We start from the raw sequence: 18,104 nt of genomic DNA on the forward strand, positions 1-18,104 counted from the left end.
CTCAGGGGGCCCCGCCGGCGTCTGGCGCGCCGTTGCGGGGGATTCGAAGTCAGGCGGCGCCGGCAAGGATGCCGGTCGCTGCGAGATCCGCGATCTCGGCCGCGGTGAGGCCGGCCTCGCGCAGCACCTCGCTGCCGTGCTCGCCGACGCGCGGCGGCTGGCGGCGCAGGCCGGGCCGGCCGACGCCGAAGGTGACCGGCAGGCCCGGCAGGCCGGCCCGCGCGGCGCGGGGTTCCCGCGCGCCCTCGGCGCCGGCGAGATCGACGGCCAGCAGCCCGCCCGAGGCGAGGAGGTGCGGATCGGAGAAGAGGTCGCTGGGCTTGGCGATCGGCGCGAAGGGCACGCCGAGCGCCTCGAGCCGCGCCATCAGCGCAACTTTCGGCAGGGCGGCGAAGACCTGGGCCACGCGCGGCAGGATGCGCGGACGCGACGCGGCGAGGTCGCGCATGGTCGCGAGGGCGGGATCGTCGCGCAGGTCGGCGAGGCCGAAGGCGTCGCAGAAGGCGCGCCACTGCCCCTCTCCGACGACGCCGACGAAGACCTGCTCGTCGGGCTCGGCCGTGGCGAACACGTCGTAGACCGGCCAGGGCTTGCGCATCGCCGGATCGCCGAACGGCTCGGGATCCTCGCCCTCGATCGCCGCGCGGGCCATGTGCTGGGCCATCAGGACCATGTTGGTCTCGAACAGGCCGGACTGGACGAGGCCGCCGCGCCCCGTCGCCTCGCGCTCCCGCAGGGCCGCGAGGATCGCGATCGCCCCGAACATGCCGCCCATGATGTCGTTGACCGAGGACCCGGCCCGCAGGGGGCGGCCGGGCGGGCCGGTCATGTAGGCGAGGCCCCCCATCATCTGCACCACCTCGTCGAGGGCGGTGCGGTGCTCGTAGGGGCCGGGCAGAAAGCCCTTGCACGAGCAGTAGACGAGGCGCGGGTTGAGGGCGGCGAGCGCGGCGTGGCCGAAGCCAAGAGCCTCCATCGCGCCGGGCCTGAAATTCTCCAGCACCACGTCGGCCCCGGCGACGAGCCGGCGCGCCGCCGCCGCGCCCTCCGGCCGCTTCAGGTCGAGGCAGATCGAGCGCTTGTTGCGGTTGAAGGTCGGGAAGAAGCCGAGGGCCGCGCCGGTGAGCCGACGGGTGTTGTCGCCCCGCGGCCCCGGCTCGACCTTGATCACGTCGGCGCCGAGATCGGCCAGGATCATGCCGCAGCTCGGCCCCATCACCATGTGGCTGAACTCGACCACCCGGATGCCGGCGAGCGGGCCGGGGGACGTCTCCCGCAGCGTCGGCTGCGGCTTTGGACCGGCGGCCGGGCGATACGTCGGCGGCAGGCCGGCGGCCGCCACCCGGCCCTGCAGCGGCTCGGAGGGCAGGCCGGCGCGCAGGGCCTCGCGGGCGGCGATCAGGCGGGGGAGGTCGATGCCGGTCCGCACGCCCTCGGCCTCGAGCAGGTGGACGAGGTCTTCCGTCGCGACGTTGCCGACCGATCCTGGCGCGAACGGGCAGCCGCCGAGGCCGCCGAGCGCCCCGTCGAAGCCGCGCACGCCCTCTTCCAGCCCTGCCATCGCGTTGGCGAGCGCCGTGCCCAGCGTGTCGTGGAGATGGAGGTTGCCGAGGCGGTCGGGGCCGATCTCGGCCCGCACGGCCCGCACCAGGCGGCGGATGTGGGAGGGCGTGGCGTAGCCGAGCGTGTCGGCGAGCGCCACCACGTCGGCGCCGGCCTCGATCAGGGCGCGGGCCAGGTCGACCACGTCGCGCTCCGGGACGAGGCCCTGGAGCGAGCAGCCGAAGGCGGTCGAGATGCCGGCCTCGATCACCGGCCGGTCGCGCCCAAGCTCGCGGGCCCACTCGACCACGCGGCGGACCTCCGCGACCTGCTCGGTCTTCGCGCGCCGGACATTGGCGCGGCTATGCGCCTCGCTCGCCGAGACCGGGACGATGATGCGTTGGGCGCCCGCCGCCGCGGCGTTCTGCGCGCCGCGCAGGTTGGGCGCCAGCGCCACCGCGCGCAAGGAGGGGTGCCGCGCCCGGACGATCCGGGTCACCTCCGCGGCGTCGGCCATCTGCGGCATCGCGGCGGGGGGCACGAAGCTCGCGACCTCCATCTCGGCGAGGCCCGCCTCCGCCATGGCGGCGATCCAGGCGAGCTTCGCCGCGGTCGGCATCACGGCTTTCGCGTTCTGCAGGCCGTCGCGCGGGCCGACCTCGCGGATCACCGTTGCGGGCGCAGCCGGAATCTCGGCCATGGCGCTCTCTCCCTGCTCTCCCGCCCTGATCTCCCGCGTCTTCCCGCGGCCGTGTCGGGCTGTCGGCGGGAGACTGCGCCCCGCGCGGAGAGGCGGGAAGCGCTGATTGGCGAAGGGAGCGTTCGCGGGTGGAGAAGACTGGCGGCTCAGGCCGCCCCGTCCTCGCTGCTCACGAGAACGCCGAGCAGGCGCCGGGCGGCGGCCGGCAGTTCCGGTCCGGGCCGGCTGACGAGGCGGATCGTGCGCTGCGCCCACGGCTCGTCGAGGGGGATGCCGACGAGGCCGAGATGCGCGCCGTAGACCCGCATCACCCCGTCCGGCATCACCGTGATGCCGTGGCCGGCGGCGACCAAGCGCACCGCGGCGTCCGGGCTCGCAGTGACGAAGCGGTAGCGCAGGGCGCGGCCCAGCCGCTCGGCCGCCTCGTCGAGGAGCACCGCCAGGGCGCCCCCGGCGACGAGGCCGACCAGCGGCTCGTCGATCAGGGCAGCGAAGGACAGGCGCTCCGGCAGCCGGGATCGCCAGGTCGCCGGCGCGACGGCGAGCAGCCGGTCCTCGCGCCAGGGCCGCACCTCGATCTCCGGCGGCACGAGCTTGGCGGTGGTGATGAAGCCGAGATCCGCCCGGCCCTCGCCGACGTCGCGCAGGGCCGTGGCACTGGTGACCTCGGCGAGCTCGACCGCGATGCCGGGATAGCGCGCCCGGAACGCCGCCAGCCGCTCGGGCAGCGGGTGGCCGACGATCACCGAGGCAGTGGCGTCGAGGCGCACCCGCCCGGTCTCGCCGGCGGCCATCGCCCGCAGGTCGTCGCCGAGCCGCTGTTCCATCGCCAGGAGCGCGCGGGCATGGGCCGCCAGCACCTCGCCGGCGGCGGTCGGGCGCACGCCCCGGGCCGAGCGCGCGAGGAGCTGCACGCCGTGGGCGGCCTCGAGATCCTGGATCCGCCGCGCCGCCGCCGAGACCGCGATGCCGCACCGGGACGCCGCGCCGGTCAGGCTGCCGAGCTCGAGGGCCGCCAGGAAGATGCGCAGGGTGGTCCAGTCCGGCGCCATGGTGCCTCGACGGTCGGGCTTATCGCAGCGCCTGCCACCCGGTGCCGATGATCGGCAGGTCGAGCGTCGCGGCGTGCTCGTCATCCATGGCGATCGACCATTGGCTCGCCGTCGGGTTCTTGCCCGGGCCTTGCGGGAAGGGCAGCCCGGCCGGCGGCTCCGCGCCGCCCGCGATCGCCAGGCGCATGCGGTGCCCGGGGCCGAACACGTAGGCGACGGGATAGAGGTCGAGGTCGTACCGCCTGAGTTCCCCGGGGGTGACCGTCACCGGTGCGGCCTGAAGGTCCTTCGCGTGCCGGGCGTTGAGGTAGCCCTGCATCACCTGCCGCGAGGTGCCGTCGGGCGCGACGTCGTTGAGGCTGACGACGAGGTCGGCGTCCGGCGCCGTCGTGCTCGCCCAGAGTGAGACGCGGGGATAGCCGGTCACCTCGGTCGCCGCTGCGAGCGGGGCGGTCGTCCAAGTCGCGACCTTCGCCTCGACCGCGCGCTGGTCGAGCCCCGACCGGCCCTTGGTGGCGCTCAGGAGCACCGGCAGGAACGGGCCGGATTCGGGCGAGTAGGCCACCGTCACCGCCGCGCCGGCGGCCTTCCGGGTCGTGAGCGCGCCGTCATTGGCGCTCCCCGCCGAGCCGCTGCGCTCCCCCGAGAGGAACAGGCGGGTCGGGTGGGCGTCGGGCAGCGGCCAGTCGGCCTCGGTGCGCCAGCGGTTCGCACCCTTGACGTAGACCATGACGCGCGCGTCCGTGTCGGCGCCGTTCGCCTCGTCCTTCAGCCAGCGGTCGAGCCACTGGACCTGCAATTCCTGGATCAGTCCGATATGCCAGCCATGGGCGTAGGGGCCGAAGAACAGGCGCTTCTTCGCCTCCGCGCCGAGCTGGGTGTAGAGGCGCAAGTTGGCCGGCGAGATATAGTCGTCCTGGCCGCCGGCGACGAAGACCGCGACGCCGCGCTTGCCGATCTCGGCCGCCGCCTCGGCGAGCGTCGTGCGCGCCTTCCACCACGCGTCGAAATCGGGATGCGCGATGGCGGTGGCGTACTCGGCCTCCGCCCCCGGCGACAGCTTGCGCGCCTCGCGTCCGGGCCCGGGCCGCATGCCGCCGGGATACCACAGCTCGCCGTAGCAATCGCCGCAGGCGACCTCGGGCACGATGGCCTTCAGGTGCGGCGGCGCCTCCTTGGCGGCGAGCCACTGGCTGATGCCGAGCAGCGAGGGGCCGACCATGCCGACGCGGCCGTTGCACCAGGGTTGCGCCGCCATCCATTCGATCGCGTCGTAGCCGTCCTCGCCGAAATGGGCATAGAGATCCGCCCTGCCCTCGGATTTCCCCGAGCCGCGCAGCGACAGGTGGAGCACCGCGTAGCCGCGGCTGGCGATGTCGAAGAGCGGCCCGTCGAAGGACGCGCCCGAGTTGCTCGTCCGCCCGTAGCCGTCGGTCATCAGAACGCAGGGCGTCGGCTTCTCGCCGGATGCGAGCGTTGGGCGGAAGAGGCGTCCCTCGAGCCGCACGCCGTCCCGCGCGGTGACGATCACCCCGTCCTCCAGCGTGATGGGGTAGCGCTTCATCGGGTTTACGGCCGTCGGTGCCTCCGGCAGCCACTGGCGATTTTCGGTGCCGGCCCCGATCGGAAACACGTCCGCGCCGACCGAGGTCGCCGCGAGGCACAGGGCGATGGCCCCGATCACCCGCTTCATCACCGCATCCTCCCACGTCCGTCGGCAGGCCGTTCGTCGGCGGCCACCGTTCCGGCGATCTGAGCATCCCGGGCGCGCTTTGGCGAGGGGTGGATGCCGAGAGTCTACTGGCCTTGCTCGACACCCTCCGGGGCGCCCGCAGGCATCAGGCCGAAGGCCCGCAGCGAGCGCTCGATCAGGCCCGCATCGAGGCCGCGGGTGATGAAGACGAGGCGCGAGCTACGGTCGGCCGGATCGGGCCAGGCCGGCAGGTGCGTCGGCACGTGGACAAGCTGCTGCACGCCGTGGATCGCCACCGGCGTGTTGGCGCCGGCGACGTTCAGCAGGCCCTTGACCCGCAGGACGGCGCTGCCGTGGCGGTGCAGCAGCATGGTCAGCCACAGGCCGAACCGCGTCCAGTCGATCGATGCCTCGAAGACGAGGGCGAAGGTTGACACGCCGGCAGTGTGATTTTCGGCCCCGGCCGGCGCCGGGATGCAGCGGAAGCCCTCGGACATTGTCGTCAGGGCCTGGCGCCCGCCGAGCAGCGCCGCGGCGTCGAGCGGTGCGTCCGCGGCGCGCACCAGCGGGGCGTCGGGGTTGAGGGCCCGCAACGCCGCGACCGCCGCCGCCTCCTGCGCCGGGGTGGCGAGGTCTGTCTTGGTGAGCACGAGGCGGTCGGCGACGGCGGCCTGCGCGACGCTCTCCGGCTGGCGCGCGAGTTGGTCGGGGCCATTGACGGCGTCGACCGTGGTCACCACCGCGCCCATGCGGACATGGTGCCTCAGCACCGGGTCGGCCGTGACGGTGGCGATCACCGGCAAGGGGTCGGCAAGGCCGGTCGATTCGACGACGATCCGGCGGAAGGGCGGCACCTCGCCCCGCGCCCTGCGGGAGTGCAAGGCCTTGATGGCGGCGGCCAATTCGCCGCGGATCGTGCAGCAGACGCAGCCGGAGGAGAGCAGCACCATCTCCTCGTCGATGCGGTCGAGCAGGTGATGATCGAGGCCGACCTCGCCGAACTCGTTGATCAGGACCGCGGTGTCGCTGAGCGCCGGGTCCGCGAGCAGGCGCGACAGCAGCGTGGTCTTGCCGGACCCGAGGAAGCCCGTGAGCAGGATCACGGGGGTAAAACCGGGATCAGCCATCGCCGCGCTGCCTCGTGGGGGCGGTAGACGTCGCGCCTCCGGCGCTCACGCCTCGGGCTCCAGCCGCGCCAGCAGCGCCGGGTCGAGGGGATCGAGCGGGCGTCCGAGGAGCCTCTCGGCCGCGGCCCAGAGATGGCCGAGGTCGCCCACGAGCTCGACCTTGCCGGTGCGGGTCGCGAGCCGGAAGGCGGTGCCCTGCCAGTCCGAGAGCTTGAGCCCGAACAGGGCCAGGATGCGGTTGGCTTCCGCGACGCGGCGGGCGCGCTCGCGGCGGCGCGCGAGGGGGCTGGTGTTGCGGGTGAAGGCACCGGGCCGCGCATGCGCGTCGGCCCAGTGCTCCGCGCCGCCGAGGACGCCGCAGAGCGCGCACATCGCCCGCCTACGGCTTGCGCGGGGAGCGCCGAGCGAAGTCGTCGGCCATCTCGTTCATCGTGACGAATCGTACGCCGGGATGCGACGACATGTACTGATACAAGCGCTCCAGCATCATCAGCACGTGCGGCCGCCCCGACACGTCCGGGTGGATCGTCATCGGAAACACGGCGTAGTCGTATTCCCGGTAGACCCAGTCGAACTGGTCGCGCCACATCTGCTCGATGTCGCGCGGATTGACGAAGCCGTGGCTGTTCGGCGACTTCTTGATGAACATCATCGGCGGGAGGTCGTCGAGGTACCAGGAGGCCGGGATCTCGATCAGGTCGGTCTCGTGGCCGCGCCGGAGCGGCACCATCCAGTCCGAAGGTTTCTTCGAATAGTCAATCTTGGTCCAGCTGTCGCCGACCCGCACGTAGTAGGGCTGGTGGTCGTGGTGCATCAGCGAGTGGTCGTACTTGATGCCGCGCTCGAGCAGCAGCTCGTTCGTCACGGTGGAGAACTCCCACCACGGCGCGACGTAGCCGGTCGGCCGCTTGCCCGAGAGCGTCGTGACGAGGTCGATGCACTTGTCGAGGACCTCGATCTCCTGCTCGCGCGTCATCTCGATCGGGTTCTCGTGCGAGTAGCCGTGGATGCCGATCTCGTGACCGGCCTCGGCGACCGCCTTCATCTCGTTCGGGAAGGTCTCGATCGAGTGGCCGGGAATGAACCAGGTCGTCTTGATGCCGAGGCGATCGAACATCCGGAGGAGGCGGGGCGAGCCGACCTCGCCGGCGAACAGGCCGCGGGAGATGTCGTCGGGCGAGTCCTCGCCGCCGTAGGAGCCGAGCCAGCCGGCGACCGCGTCGACGTCGACGCCGAAGCCGCAGAGGATGTCTTTCGCCATCGGGAGGGGCCTTTCCTAAGCTCAGCCGGTCTCGCAGCAGGGGCGGCCGAGTCTGCGACGGAAATCTGCGGTAGAACAAGACCCTGGCCGGGACGGCCGGAAACCGCACGGTTCTTGACAGTGATAGGAGACTGGTTGGGACTGCACCCCTGTCACCAGCACGCCCCTCCCGATGCCTACTCCGCCGCGACACCCTCCAACGCGTCCATGAAGGTGTCGACGTTCTCGCGGGAGAACACGATCGGCGGCCGGATCTTGAGGATGTTGGCATGGGGGCCCGACGCGCTGATCAGCACCCGCCTCCGGCGCAGCGCGTTGACGAGGTGGCCGGCGAGCGCCGCGTCGGGCTCCTTGCTTGCCCGGTCGCGCACGATCTCCACCCCGATGAAGAGGCCCCTGCCCCGCACGTCGCCGACCGCCGCGTAGCACTCGGCGAAGGTGCGCAGGCGCTCCAGGAAGTAGGCTCCCGTGTTGCGGGCGTTCTGGATGAGGTTCTCGCGGGCGATGACGTCGAGCACCGCCATCCCGGCGGCGCAGGAGACCGGGTTGCCCCCGTAGGTGTTGAAGTAGCGGACCTTGGCGCCGAAATCGGCGACCACGTCGGGCTGCAGTACGAGGCCGGCAACCGGCTGGCCGTTGCCCATCGGCTTGCCGAGGCTGACCATGTCGGGAAGGATGCCGTGGCGCTCGAAGCCCCACATCGCGTCGCCCGTCCGCCCGAAGCCCGGCTGCACCTCGTCGGCGACGAACAGGGCGCCGGCCTCCCGCACGACCGCGACCGCCTCGGCGAGGAAGCCCGGGGGATCGGCCAGGACCCCGTCGCTGGAGAAGATCGTGTCGCAGATCATCATGGCGGGGCGGATGCCGCTCGCCCGCATGTCGGCGAGCGCCGCCCGGACATCGTCGGCGAAGTCGCGCCCGAGATCGTCGGTGTTGCGGCGGTACAGGTCGGGGGCCGGCACCGTGCGGACATGGGCGCCCAGCGGCACGCTCGCCCCAAGGGAGGGCGAGAACTGGCTCACCGCATCCGTCACGCCGTGATAGGCGAGCGAGGTCACGATGACGCCGGTACCGCCGGTGCGGTGCTTGGCGATCCGGTAGGCGAGGTCGTTGGCCTCCGAGCCGGTGCAGGTGAGCATAACCTGGCTCAAGGGAGCCGGGAAGGTCGCGCTCAGCCGCTCGGCATAGGCGAGGATCGCGTCGTGCAGGTAGCGGGTGTGGGTGTTGAGGACCGCCCATTGCCGGCTCACCGCCTCGACCACCGCGGGGTGGCCATGCCCGAGCGAGGCGACGTTGTTGTAGACGTCGAGATAGGCGTTGCCGTCGCCGTCGTAGAGATGCACCCCCTCCCCGCGCACGAGGTGCACGGGCTCCTCGTAGAACAGCCGGTAGGCCGGCCCGAGCAGAGCCGCCCGCCGCTCGATCATCGCCCGGTCCTCCTCCGGGATCCGGGAGGAGGCCCCCGGCACGTAGGCATTGACCATGCCGGCGCTCGTCAGCGTGCTCATGCGGTCGTCTCCAGGCTGCAGGCATTGCGCAGCCGCGCCTGTCCCTCGGCCCGGCCGATCCCGGCCAGAGCCGCGAGCGCCGCAGCCGCCCGGGGATGGTTGCGCAGCACGTAGGCGCGGTTCTCGGGGTAGAGGCTCGCGCGCCACTCGGCGATGATCAGCGTCATGGCCTGGCGCAGCATCACGAGGTCGAACAGGACCGCCACCTCCTCGTCCCGCAGCGGGTTGACCGCGTGGTAGGCGGCGACGAAGGTCGCGAGCCGACCGAGGGGATCGGGCCCTTCGACCTGGTAGGCCCCCGCGACCGCCACGTCGTTGACGAGCGGCGTCTCGACCATGTCGCCGAAATCGAGCACCCCCGTCACCCGCGCCGGATCCACGGAATCGACGAGCACGTTGTGCGGGTTGAAGTCGTTGTGGACGACCTGGCGCCGGAAGCCCGCCATCCGGGGGCCGATCTTGCGCTCGAAGCGGTCGAGGCCCTCGTCCGCCAGGCGGCGCAGGCCCGGATCCGCGACGTGGCGCAGGTATGGCCGCAGGCGCGGGATGTGCTGGAGGTCCCAGATCAGCTCGTGCCGGGCGCCGGGATGATCGAAGCCGGCGAGCGCCGCGTCCAGCAGGCCGAGGCAGCGTCCGAGGTTGCGGGTCTGCCCGGGCGAGGCCGGCGCCGCATGGAGCGGGGTGCCGGGCAAGTAGCTCAGCATGCGCACGACGTGACGGGTGCCCGCCGCTACCTGCGCCACGAAATGCGGTTCGCCGGCGCGGGAGGGCTGCACCTCCGGAACCGGCAGGCCGGGTGCCCGCTCCCGGATGTGCTGCAGGGCGCGGGCCTGGAAGTCGCTGATCGCGACGTCCTCGGCGGCGTTGCCGATCTTGAGCACGAAGGCCCGGCCGTCCTCGGCGACGACGTGGAAATTCTTGTCCCGCTCGCTCGTCAGCGCCCGGACGGTGGCGACGAGGCCATAGGCGTCTTGGACCAGCGCCTCCGCCTCCGCCTCGCCGATGACCGGCGCGCTGGTCGTGTGCACGGAGTTCGGGGCCGCCGCCGCCGTCATGCGCGGATCCTCGTCAACGGGGTGTGAGGGCGGCGTTATATCAGCGCGCTGACGCATCGGCACGTCGATTCATCGAGCATTGTCCGACGAAATGGAGGCCGGTTCGTCGGAAAATGCGGCAGAATCAACGGGCTAGGGCGCCACCGCCGACAGCGCGACCGGATGGTGCCCTCGGTGATGGACGCCGACGCCGTTCGCGCGTGCCACGCACCGCTCGACGGCCCGGATCCGGTCCTCGTCGGGCGGGGCTGTCAGGGAGCCTATTTGATTGATCGGTATGATTTCATCCCACTCACGACCTCATCCTGAGGTGTTAGTCGATTGAAAATCGACTGATCTCGAAGGAGGCCTCCAATGATCGCTGATGTCTCTGGAGGCCTCCTTCGAGGCTCACTTCGTTCGCACCTCAGGATGAGGTCGTGGGTGGGATGAAACTGCCGGTCAGTGCATAGGCTCTCACCCCCGCCGATCGCGCGGCGTCGAGACCAGGCGCGCCGCGGCCGCGTTGGCGGCGGCGAGGGCGTCCGGTGCCGCCTCGCCCCGGGCGAGCCGGGCCGCGAAGGTGCCGACGAACCTGTCGCCCGCACCGTGGGTGCTGACGACCGTGACCGGGATCCCGGGCAGGGCGGCGGCGCCGGCGCGGCCCGCCATGGCGACGCCGCCGCCGCCGGCCGTGACGATCGCGGTGGGACAGCGCGCCGCCAGCGCCTCGGCCGCGCGCACGGCGTCCGGCAGGGCCCTCACGGCCCCGGCGCCCAGCATCTCGGCCTCGACCGCGTTGACGATCAGGATGTCGACGTGATCGGCGAGGTCGGTGGTGAATGGCCGGGCGGGCGCCGCGTTGAGGATCGTCGTGACGCCGAGGCGCCGGGCGCGGCCCGCCAGGGCGGCGTTGACGGCTTCCGGGATCTCGTTCTGCAGGATCAGCACGCGGGCCTGCGCCAGCACGGCATCCGTCAGCTGGCCGGGCGTGATCGCGAGGTTCGTGCCCGAGACGATGACGGCGCCGTAATCGCCCTCGTCGTCGAAGATCGCGACGCTCATCCCCGAGCCCGCACCCGGCAGGATCGCCACGGCGGCGCGGTCGACCCCGGCGCGGTCGAGCCCCGCCAGCAGGGTGCGACCGAAATCGTCGTCGCCGACCGCGCCGACCATCGCGGTCGACGCCCCCTGCCCGCTCGCAGCCAAGGCCTGGTTGCCGCCCTTGCCGCCGAAGGCCGGGGCCCAGGCCCGGCCGGTCACCGTCTCGCCCTTGCGCGGGCGGTCCGGCGCGTCGACCGTGATGTCGTAGTGCAGGCTGCCGACTACGATCACCGCGGGAGGCACCGTCCCGCTCTCCGGGCTCATGCCCGTCCCCGCGCGATCCGGTCGACCGGCACGACGAGCGGGATGGGGCCGGACGGCGTCGGGGACTGCATGGGTTCCTCCTGGATCGATGATGCGGCCGGTCCGTCGCCGGCTCGCGCGCCTGAAGGTGTCGTCAGCGCCCGAACATGGCCCGGCGGACGATGGTGTGGCTCGTGACCGCGTCCTGGCGGGCGATGGAAGCGGCGAGGTCCGGGTCGGCGTCGAGCGTGTCGACGACCTTCAGCATCGCCGTCACGGTGGCGATGTTGGCCTCGCACTCGGCGACCGGATCGAGGCCGGAGAGGTCGGGGAAGGTGTCGAAGTAGATCGGCCCATAGAAGCCGTCGCGGCGGACCTGGCGCAGCAGCTCGATCGTCTGGATCGGGTGGACGGCGCCGACCATCAGACCGTCGTCGCGCTTGGCGTAGCCGTCGTTCAGGTGCACGCCGAGGATGCGGCTGTGGCGCGCGATCAGCGCCGCCGCGAAGGCCGGCTGCTCGTCGGCGTAGAGCACGTGGGCGAAATCGAGCGTGACGCCGAGATTCGGCAGGCCGACCTCACCTAGCGCCAGCAGCGTCGTGGCGCAGTCGGGCATCAGGCTGTAGGAGCGCGGCTCGTTCGGCTTGTACTCGATGCTGATCAGGCAGTCGGGATCGTGCTCGGCGACCTCGCGGATGCCCGCGATCTCGTCGGCCCAGAGCTTGGCGTAATCGGCCTGGAAGGCGTAGTCGAAGCCGTCCTGGCCGAGCCACAGCGTCATCAGCGAGCAGCCGGCCTCCCGCGCCGCGTCGATGCCGCGCTTCGTCAGGTCGATCGCCTCGCGCCGCACCGCCGGATCGGGGTTGGTGAGGGCGCCGATCTTGAAGGCCGGGTTCGAGTAGTAGCGCATCGCCAGGCCGTTCACGGTAAGGCCCAGGTTGCGGATCGCCGCTCCGGTCGCCCGCGCATCGCTGCCGAGATGGTCGGGATAGTTCAGGTCGACATCGGTGAGTCCGCGCGCGGTCGCGGCCCGGGCCGCCAGGTCCAGCGGGCCCGGCTTGCCGTGGCCGGCCGGCCAATAGGCATCAGGCTTCGAGGCGAAGGAGTTCAGCCGCGTCGCGAAGCGGACCGGGTCGGATGTCACGATCGAGTCTCCTGCGTTTGACCGACACATCACACTTTTCCGTGAAATTGTAAAGTACGTGGCGGCTCGCCGAGGATGCCCTTCGTCAGTGCTTCGCAAGAGAAGCAGAGCGGAAACGTTTCGCAGGTGCGAGAGCGGGACTCCGAAGCGTTGCGACCGAAACCGGCTTGACTCGCCCCTCGCTTCACGCATACCTGTGTTGCAGTGAATAACGCGACCGCAACACGACAGGTCGCGACCGGGTGGAGGGACGCAGCATGGATCGGCGCACCACGTTGAAGATGCTCGGTGGCCTGGCGGTGGCCGGGCCCCTCGGCGCCGGCCGGGCCTTCGCGGCCGCGCCGAAGACGATGGCGACGGTGGTGAAGGCCGCCGGCATTCCCTGGTTCAACATCCTCAACCAGGGGCTCGAGGCCGCCGGCAAGGAGTTCAACATCACCACCACCATGGTCGGCCCGGCCACGGTCGATCCGGCCCAGCAGGTCAAGCTGATCGACGATCTGATCGCCAAGAAGGTCGACGTGATCGGCCTCGTGCCGCTCGACGTGAAAGTGACGGGCCAGGCGGTGCAGCGCGCGCGCGACGCCGGCATCGTCGTCATCACGCAGGAAGGCGCCAACCAGGACGGCAAGACCTGGGACCTGGAGCTGATCAGCGCCAAGGGCTACGGCGAGATGCAGATGAAGGCGCTCGCCCGCGAGATGGGCGAGGAGGGCGAGTACGTCATCTATGTCGGCACGCTGACGACGCCCGGCCACAATGCCTGGGCGGATGCGGCGGTCGCCTACCAGAAGGCCCACTTCCCGAAGATGAAGCAGGCGGCCGACCGCTTCCCGGGCGCGGATCTCATCGACGAATCCTCGCGCGTGACCCAGCAGGTGCTGCAGGCCTACCCGAACGTGCGCGGCATCATGTCGATGGGCTCGAACGGCCCGATCGGCGCCGGCAACGTGATCCGCCAGCGCCGCCTGGAGAAGAAGATCGCCCTCGTCGGCACGACGATCCCCGCCCAGGCCCAGCCGCTGATCATGGCCGGCGCGATCCGCGAGGGCTTCCTGTGGAGCCCGAAGGATGCCGGCTACGGCATGGTGGCGGTCGCCCGCATGGCGCTGGACGGCACGCCGATCAAGACCGGCACCGAGATCCCGACGCTGGGTCGGGCCACGGTGGACGAGGCGCAGCGGGTGATCGAGGTCGACCGGGTGCTGACGATCAACAAGACGACGGTCGGGGATCTGGTGAAGCAGGGGTTGTGAGGCCGCCTGCTGGTATTGCCGGCACGTGAAGCTGTCCCGGGGAAGGAACGGCGCGGGTTTCCCCCTCCCCCCTCTGCGGGGGAGGGTGCCCGGCGGAGCCGGGCGGGAGAGGGGAACCACGCCTCCGGAAATGACGGAACCGTTCTGAAGGGCGAACCCTGGATCAGCGTCGCGCTGTCCCTCTCCCGGCTCGCTCCGCTCGCCACCCTCCCCCGCGGGGGGGATGGGTCACCCGCGCCTCGTCTGTCTCCCGGCATTCCAGTGATACCGGCCAGCACACCCCCACCGACATGGACCAAGCGATGATGTTCCTTGAACTGCGGGGCGTGTCGAAGCGGTTCGGCGGGGTGAAGGCCCTGTCCGACCTCGACTTCGACCTCGCGCGCGGCGAGATCCACTGTCTCGTCGGCGGCAACGGCTCCGGCAAGTCGACGATGATCAAGATCATCTCGGGCGTGCAGAGCCCCGATCCGGGCGGGCGCATCGTCGTCGAGGGGCGCGAGCACGCCAAGCTCACCCCGGTCGAGAGCAGCGCGCTCGGCGTCCAGGTGATCTACCAGGACCTGTCGCTGTTTCCGAACCTCACGGTGGCGGAGAACATCGCCATCGCGCAGCACCGCAACCTCGCCGGCCTCGTCGACAAAAAGGCGCTGCGGGCGACGGCGCAAGCCGCGATGCAGCGCATCGACGTCGCCCTCGACCTCGACGAGCGCGTCGCCCACCTGTCGATCGCCCAGCGGCAACTGGTGGCGATCTGCCGGGCCATCGCCGCCGATGCCCGCCTCGTCATCATGGACGAGCCGACCGCCTCGCTCACCCGCCACGAGGTCGACGCGCTCCTGGCGCTGACCCTCGAACTGAAGCGGCGCGACATCAGCGTACTCTTCGTCAGCCATCGCTTCGACGAGGTCCTGGAGATCGCCGAGCGGGTCACGGTGATCCGCGACGGCGTGAAGCTCGGCACCTATGACGCCAAGGACATGACCGAGCAGCGCCTCGCGGTGCTGATGTCGGGCAAATCCTTCACCTACGAGACCGCCGAGCGCGCCGTGCCGCGCCAGCGCCCGGTCCTGAGCGTCGAGGGGCTGACGAAGGCCGGCGAGTACCGGGACGTCGGCTTCTCGCTCTATCCCGGCGAGATCCTGGGCCTCACCGGCCTGCTGGGGGCCGGCCGCACTGAACTGGCGCTCTCGCTCTTCGGCATGAACAGGCCGGATTCCGGCACGATCCGCATCGACGGCGAGCCGGTGACCTTCCGGTCGAACCGCGACGCCATCGCGCGCGGCATCGCCTACGTGCCCGAGGACCGGCTGTCGCTGTCCCTGGTCCTCGACCAGTCGATCGGATCGAACATCACGCTGCCGGTGCTCGACACGCTGAAGGACAGGGTCGGCCTCTTGCGCCGTCGCCGCGAGGCCGGCCTCATCCGCGACTGGATCCGCGGCCTCGCGATCAAGATCGGCACGCCCGACGATCCGGTCCGCACCCTGTCGGGCGGCAACCAGCAGCGGGTGGTGATCGCCAAGTGGCTCGCCACCAAGCCCCGCGTGCTGATCCTCGACAGCCCGACGGTCGGCGTCGACCTGCACGGCAAGGACGGCATCTACCAGCTGGTGAAGGATCTCGCCGCGCAAGGGCTCGCGGTGATCATGATCTCCGACGAGATCCCGGAAGTCCTCTACCATTGCGACCGCATCCTGGTGATGCGCGACGGACGATTGAACGGGGAAGTGATGGCCCACCATGTCACCGAGCCCGAATTGAGGAGCATGGTCCATGCGTGAGAAGTCACGTCTCGCACGTGCGCCGCAGGAACTCCGGCTCGGACTCGTCATCCTGGCGATGATCGTCGTCCTGTCGCTGCTGCGGCCGAACTTCCTGAGCCTCCAGAATATCCTGGAGATGCTCAACGCCACCGCCTATAACGGCATCCTGGTGGCGGGCCTGCTGGTCGTGCTGATCGCCGGCGGCATCGACATCTCGTTCGCGGCGGTCGCCTCGGTGGCGCAGTACACCGCGCTCACCGTCGCCAACGCGACGGGGGCGGGCTTGGGCGAGGTCGTCGCCATCGCGGGCAGCATCGGGCTTGGCTTAGGCCTCGTCAACGGGCTGCTCGTCAGCACGCTCGGCATCGCCAGCATCATCGTGACCATCGCCACCCAGAGCGTGATCTACGGCGTGCTCCTCACCGTGACCCGCGGCCAGGACATCTTCGCCCTGCCGGACTGGTTCTCGTCGGGGCTCGACCTCCTCGTGGTGAACGACGCCGAGGGCAACGCCTACGTGCTGAGCCTGCAGATCGTCGGGCTGGTCCTCGCTTTCGGGACCACCTGGTTCCTGCTCAACCGGACCCACTTCGGCCGGCAGGTCTTCGCGCTCGGCGGCAATGCCGAGGCGGCGCGCCGCGTCGGCTTCGGGACGATGCGGCTCAACCTGCTCGTCTACGGCTATATGGGCCTGGTCGCCGGCCTCGCCTCGCTGGTGCAGGCGCAGTACACCCAGTCGGTGTCGCCCACCGCCCTCGTCGGGCGCGAGCTCGAGGTGGTGGCCGCCGCGGTGCTCGGCGGCGCGAGCCTGGAGGGCGGCAGCGGCTCGGTCCTCGGCGCGATCCTCGGGCTCGCTCTCGTCGTCATCATGAAGAACGGCCTCGCGCTGCTCGGCGTGTCGTCCTACTGGTCGGACTTCTTCACCGGCCTCGTCATCGTCGCGGCCGTGGCCGCCATGGCGTCCCGCGCCCGCCGGCGCTGGCGCGATGCGCCGGGGCTCGCCTGATGCCGAATCTCCTGAATGCGATCGGCCGCACCAACCTGCGGCTCCTCGCCCTCCTCGCCGTCCTGTGCCTCGCGGCCGCCCCGCTCGTCGGCGACCGGCTGTTCGCCCCGGCGGGCCTGCGCTCGATGGCCTTCCAGCTGCCGGAGCTGGGACTGCTCTCGCTGGCCATGATGGTGGCGCTGCTCTCGGGCGGCCTCGATTTGTCGATCATCGCGACCGCGAACCTCTCCGCCCTCGCGATGGCGGCGATCCTGAAGGCGATCCCCGACGGCACGTCGGGCGCGCTCCTCCTTGCCTGGGAGGCGGCCGCGCTGATCGGCGGGCTCGCGACCGCCGCTATCGTCGGCGCCCTCAACGGAACGCTGATCGGCTACCTGCGCGTCTCGCCGATCCTGGCGACCCTCGGCACCATGACCCTCGTCAAGGGACTGGCGATCGGGCTCACCCGGGGTGGCGTCGTGTCCGAATTCCCGCCCGAGATCCTGTTCCTCGGCGGCGGCACGGTCGGCGGCGTGCCGATGCCGCTGCTGCTGTTCGGGCTGGTCGCCCTCGGTCTGGGCATCCTCCTCACCCGCACGCCGTTCGGCGTCGTGGTGGCGCTGATGGGCTCGAACCAGCAGGCGGTGCGTTTCTCCGGAATCAACACCCGGGCGGCGCTCCTGCGGATCTACGTCGTCACCGCCCTCGTCGCGGCCACCGCCGGCTTCGTCATGCTGGCGCGCTTCAACTCGGCCAATGCCTCCTACGGCGAGAGCTACCTCCTCGTCACGATCCTCGCTTGCGTCCTCGGCGGCATCAGCCCGACCGGCGGCTTCGGCCGGGTGGGCGGGCTCGTCCTGGCCCTGGTCGTCCTGCAGCTGATCTCGACGGCCTGCGTGCTCCTCGACCTCAGCCAGTTCCTCACCCTGGCGATCTGGGGCGGGATCCTGCTCGCGGTCAGCCTGATCGCGGCGGTCCGCGACCAGCTGCGCCCGGTCCTCGCCACCTTGCGGGGGCCGCTCATCCGCCCCGCGGCGCCCCGCGGCCGGGAGGAGCCCTCATGCTGAAGGGACTCGACCGCGCACTGTCGGCGGAGCTGCTCGGCGTCCTGATGGCGATGGGACACGGCGTCGATCTCCTGCTCTGCGACGTCAACCACCCCGCCGCCAGCATCGCCCGCCACAGCGTGCACGGCCGCGTGATCGACATGGCCGGCTGCGATCTGCCTCGCGCCGCTGAGGCCATCCTCTCGGTGATGCCGCTCGACACCTTCGTGACGGCGCCGGTGTGGCGGATGCAGGTGGTGGGCGACCCCGACCGGCTGATGCCGGCGCATGCGCGGATGCAGGAGGTGGTCGACCGTGCCAAGGGCCGGCCGGTCCGGGTCGAGGCCCTGGAGCGCTTCGCCTTCTACGAGGCGGGCAAACGCACCTTCGCGGTCGTGCGCACCGCCGATCCCGGACCCTACGGCTGCTTCATCCTGCGCAAGGGCGTGGTGTGAGAGTCTGTTTTGACTGGAGCGATCGGACTTGAACCCTCCAACGTCATCCCGGGGCCGCGAAAGCGGAACCCGGGATCCATAACCGCTGACGGTTGAGATCGAATCGAAAGAGGTCCCGCTTCGTCCGGGAGCGTCAGCGGTTATGGATCCCGGGTTCTCGCCTTCGGCGAGCCCCGGGATGACGTCGA

The 18,104-nt window shown here is 71.2% G+C and carries 15 protein-coding genes; 5 read left to right on the top strand and 10 right to left on the bottom strand.

Annotation, left to right across the window (positions count from 1 at the left end; genetic code table 11):
* Positions 1-49: 49 nt before the first annotated feature.
* From ABZT49_RS05635 to ABZT49_RS05680, 10 genes are all read right to left on the bottom strand, one after another.
* Complete coding sequence (locus ABZT49_RS05635; RefSeq protein ID WP_355284153.1) at positions 50-2,242, bottom strand: hydroxymethylglutaryl-CoA lyase; 2,193 nt, start codon at positions 2,240-2,242, stop codon at positions 50-52.
* Between the two features lie 146 nt (positions 2,243-2,388).
* Positions 2,389-3,294, bottom strand: coding sequence for a LysR family transcriptional regulator (locus tag ABZT49_RS05640; RefSeq protein WP_355284155.1), 906 nt, complete (start codon positions 3,292-3,294; stop codon positions 2,389-2,391).
* Positions 3,295-3,313: 19 nt separating this feature from the next.
* Positions 3,314-4,987, bottom strand: coding sequence for a CocE/NonD family hydrolase (locus tag ABZT49_RS05645; protein WP_355284158.1), 1,674 nt, complete (start codon positions 4,985-4,987; stop codon positions 3,314-3,316).
* A gap of 104 nt (positions 4,988-5,091) precedes the next feature.
* Entirely contained in the window at positions 5,092-6,114 is a 1,023-nt protein-coding gene (locus ABZT49_RS05650; protein ID WP_355284161.1) for a GTP-binding protein, read from the bottom strand.
* A 45-nt stretch (positions 6,115-6,159) separates the two neighbouring features.
* Positions 6,160-6,486, bottom strand: coding sequence for a hypothetical protein (locus ABZT49_RS05655; RefSeq protein WP_355284164.1), 327 nt, complete (start codon positions 6,484-6,486; stop codon positions 6,160-6,162).
* A gap of 7 nt (positions 6,487-6,493) precedes the next feature.
* A complete protein-coding gene (locus ABZT49_RS05660) occupies positions 6,494-7,375 on the bottom strand; it encodes a polysaccharide deacetylase (protein ID WP_355284167.1) in 882 nt (293 codons plus the stop codon).
* Positions 7,376-7,551: 176 nt separating this feature from the next.
* Complete coding sequence (locus tag ABZT49_RS05665; RefSeq protein WP_355284169.1) at positions 7,552-8,883, bottom strand: aspartate aminotransferase family protein; 1,332 nt, start codon at positions 8,881-8,883, stop codon at positions 7,552-7,554.
* Positions 8,880-9,938, bottom strand: coding sequence for a phosphotransferase (locus ABZT49_RS05670; protein ID WP_355284171.1), 1,059 nt, complete (start codon positions 9,936-9,938; stop codon positions 8,880-8,882). The genes ABZT49_RS05665 and ABZT49_RS05670 overlap by 4 nt, the downstream gene beginning before the upstream one ends.
* A gap of 456 nt (positions 9,939-10,394) precedes the next feature.
* Positions 10,395-11,285, bottom strand: coding sequence for a PfkB family carbohydrate kinase (locus ABZT49_RS05675; protein ID WP_355284174.1), 891 nt, complete (start codon positions 11,283-11,285; stop codon positions 10,395-10,397).
* A 133-nt stretch (positions 11,286-11,418) separates the two neighbouring features.
* Positions 11,419-12,408 (bottom strand): sugar phosphate isomerase/epimerase family protein, encoded by a 990-nt coding sequence (locus ABZT49_RS05680; RefSeq protein WP_407943448.1) that lies wholly within the window; start codon positions 12,406-12,408, stop codon positions 11,419-11,421.
* Between the two features lie 257 nt (positions 12,409-12,665).
* On the opposite strand from ABZT49_RS05680, the gene ABZT49_RS05685 reads away from it, so the two are divergent.
* The 5 genes from ABZT49_RS05685 to ABZT49_RS05705 all read left to right on the top strand — a co-directional run bounded on the left by ABZT49_RS05685 (position 12,666) and on the right by ABZT49_RS05705 (position 17,916).
* Positions 12,666-13,664 carry a substrate-binding domain-containing protein gene (locus ABZT49_RS05685; RefSeq protein ID WP_093565686.1) on the top strand — a complete coding sequence of 333 codons (999 nt, stop codon included), beginning with the start codon at positions 12,666-12,668 and terminating at the stop codon, positions 13,662-13,664.
* A 302-nt stretch (positions 13,665-13,966) separates the two neighbouring features.
* Entirely contained in the window at positions 13,967-15,448 is a 1,482-nt protein-coding gene (locus ABZT49_RS05690) for a sugar ABC transporter ATP-binding protein (protein ID WP_355284180.1), read from the top strand.
* Entirely contained in the window at positions 15,441-16,436 is a 996-nt protein-coding gene (locus ABZT49_RS05695; RefSeq protein ID WP_355284183.1) for an ABC transporter permease, read from the top strand. Before ABZT49_RS05690 ends, ABZT49_RS05695 begins: the two co-directional genes overlap by 8 nt.
* Positions 16,436-17,482 (top strand): ABC transporter permease, encoded by a 1,047-nt coding sequence (locus ABZT49_RS05700; RefSeq protein WP_355284186.1) that lies wholly within the window; start codon positions 16,436-16,438, stop codon positions 17,480-17,482. Before ABZT49_RS05695 ends, ABZT49_RS05700 begins: the two co-directional genes overlap by 1 nt.
* Positions 17,476-17,916, top strand: a complete 441-nt coding sequence (locus ABZT49_RS05705) for an RbsD/FucU domain-containing protein (RefSeq protein ID WP_355284188.1) — start codon at positions 17,476-17,478, stop codon at positions 17,914-17,916. Before ABZT49_RS05700 ends, ABZT49_RS05705 begins: the two co-directional genes overlap by 7 nt.
* The last annotated feature ends 188 nt before the right edge of the window (positions 17,917-18,104 follow it).

Source organism: Methylobacterium sp. EM32 (genome assembly GCF_040593685.1).
Taxonomy (GTDB): Bacteria; Pseudomonadota; Alphaproteobacteria; order Rhizobiales; family Beijerinckiaceae; genus Methylobacterium.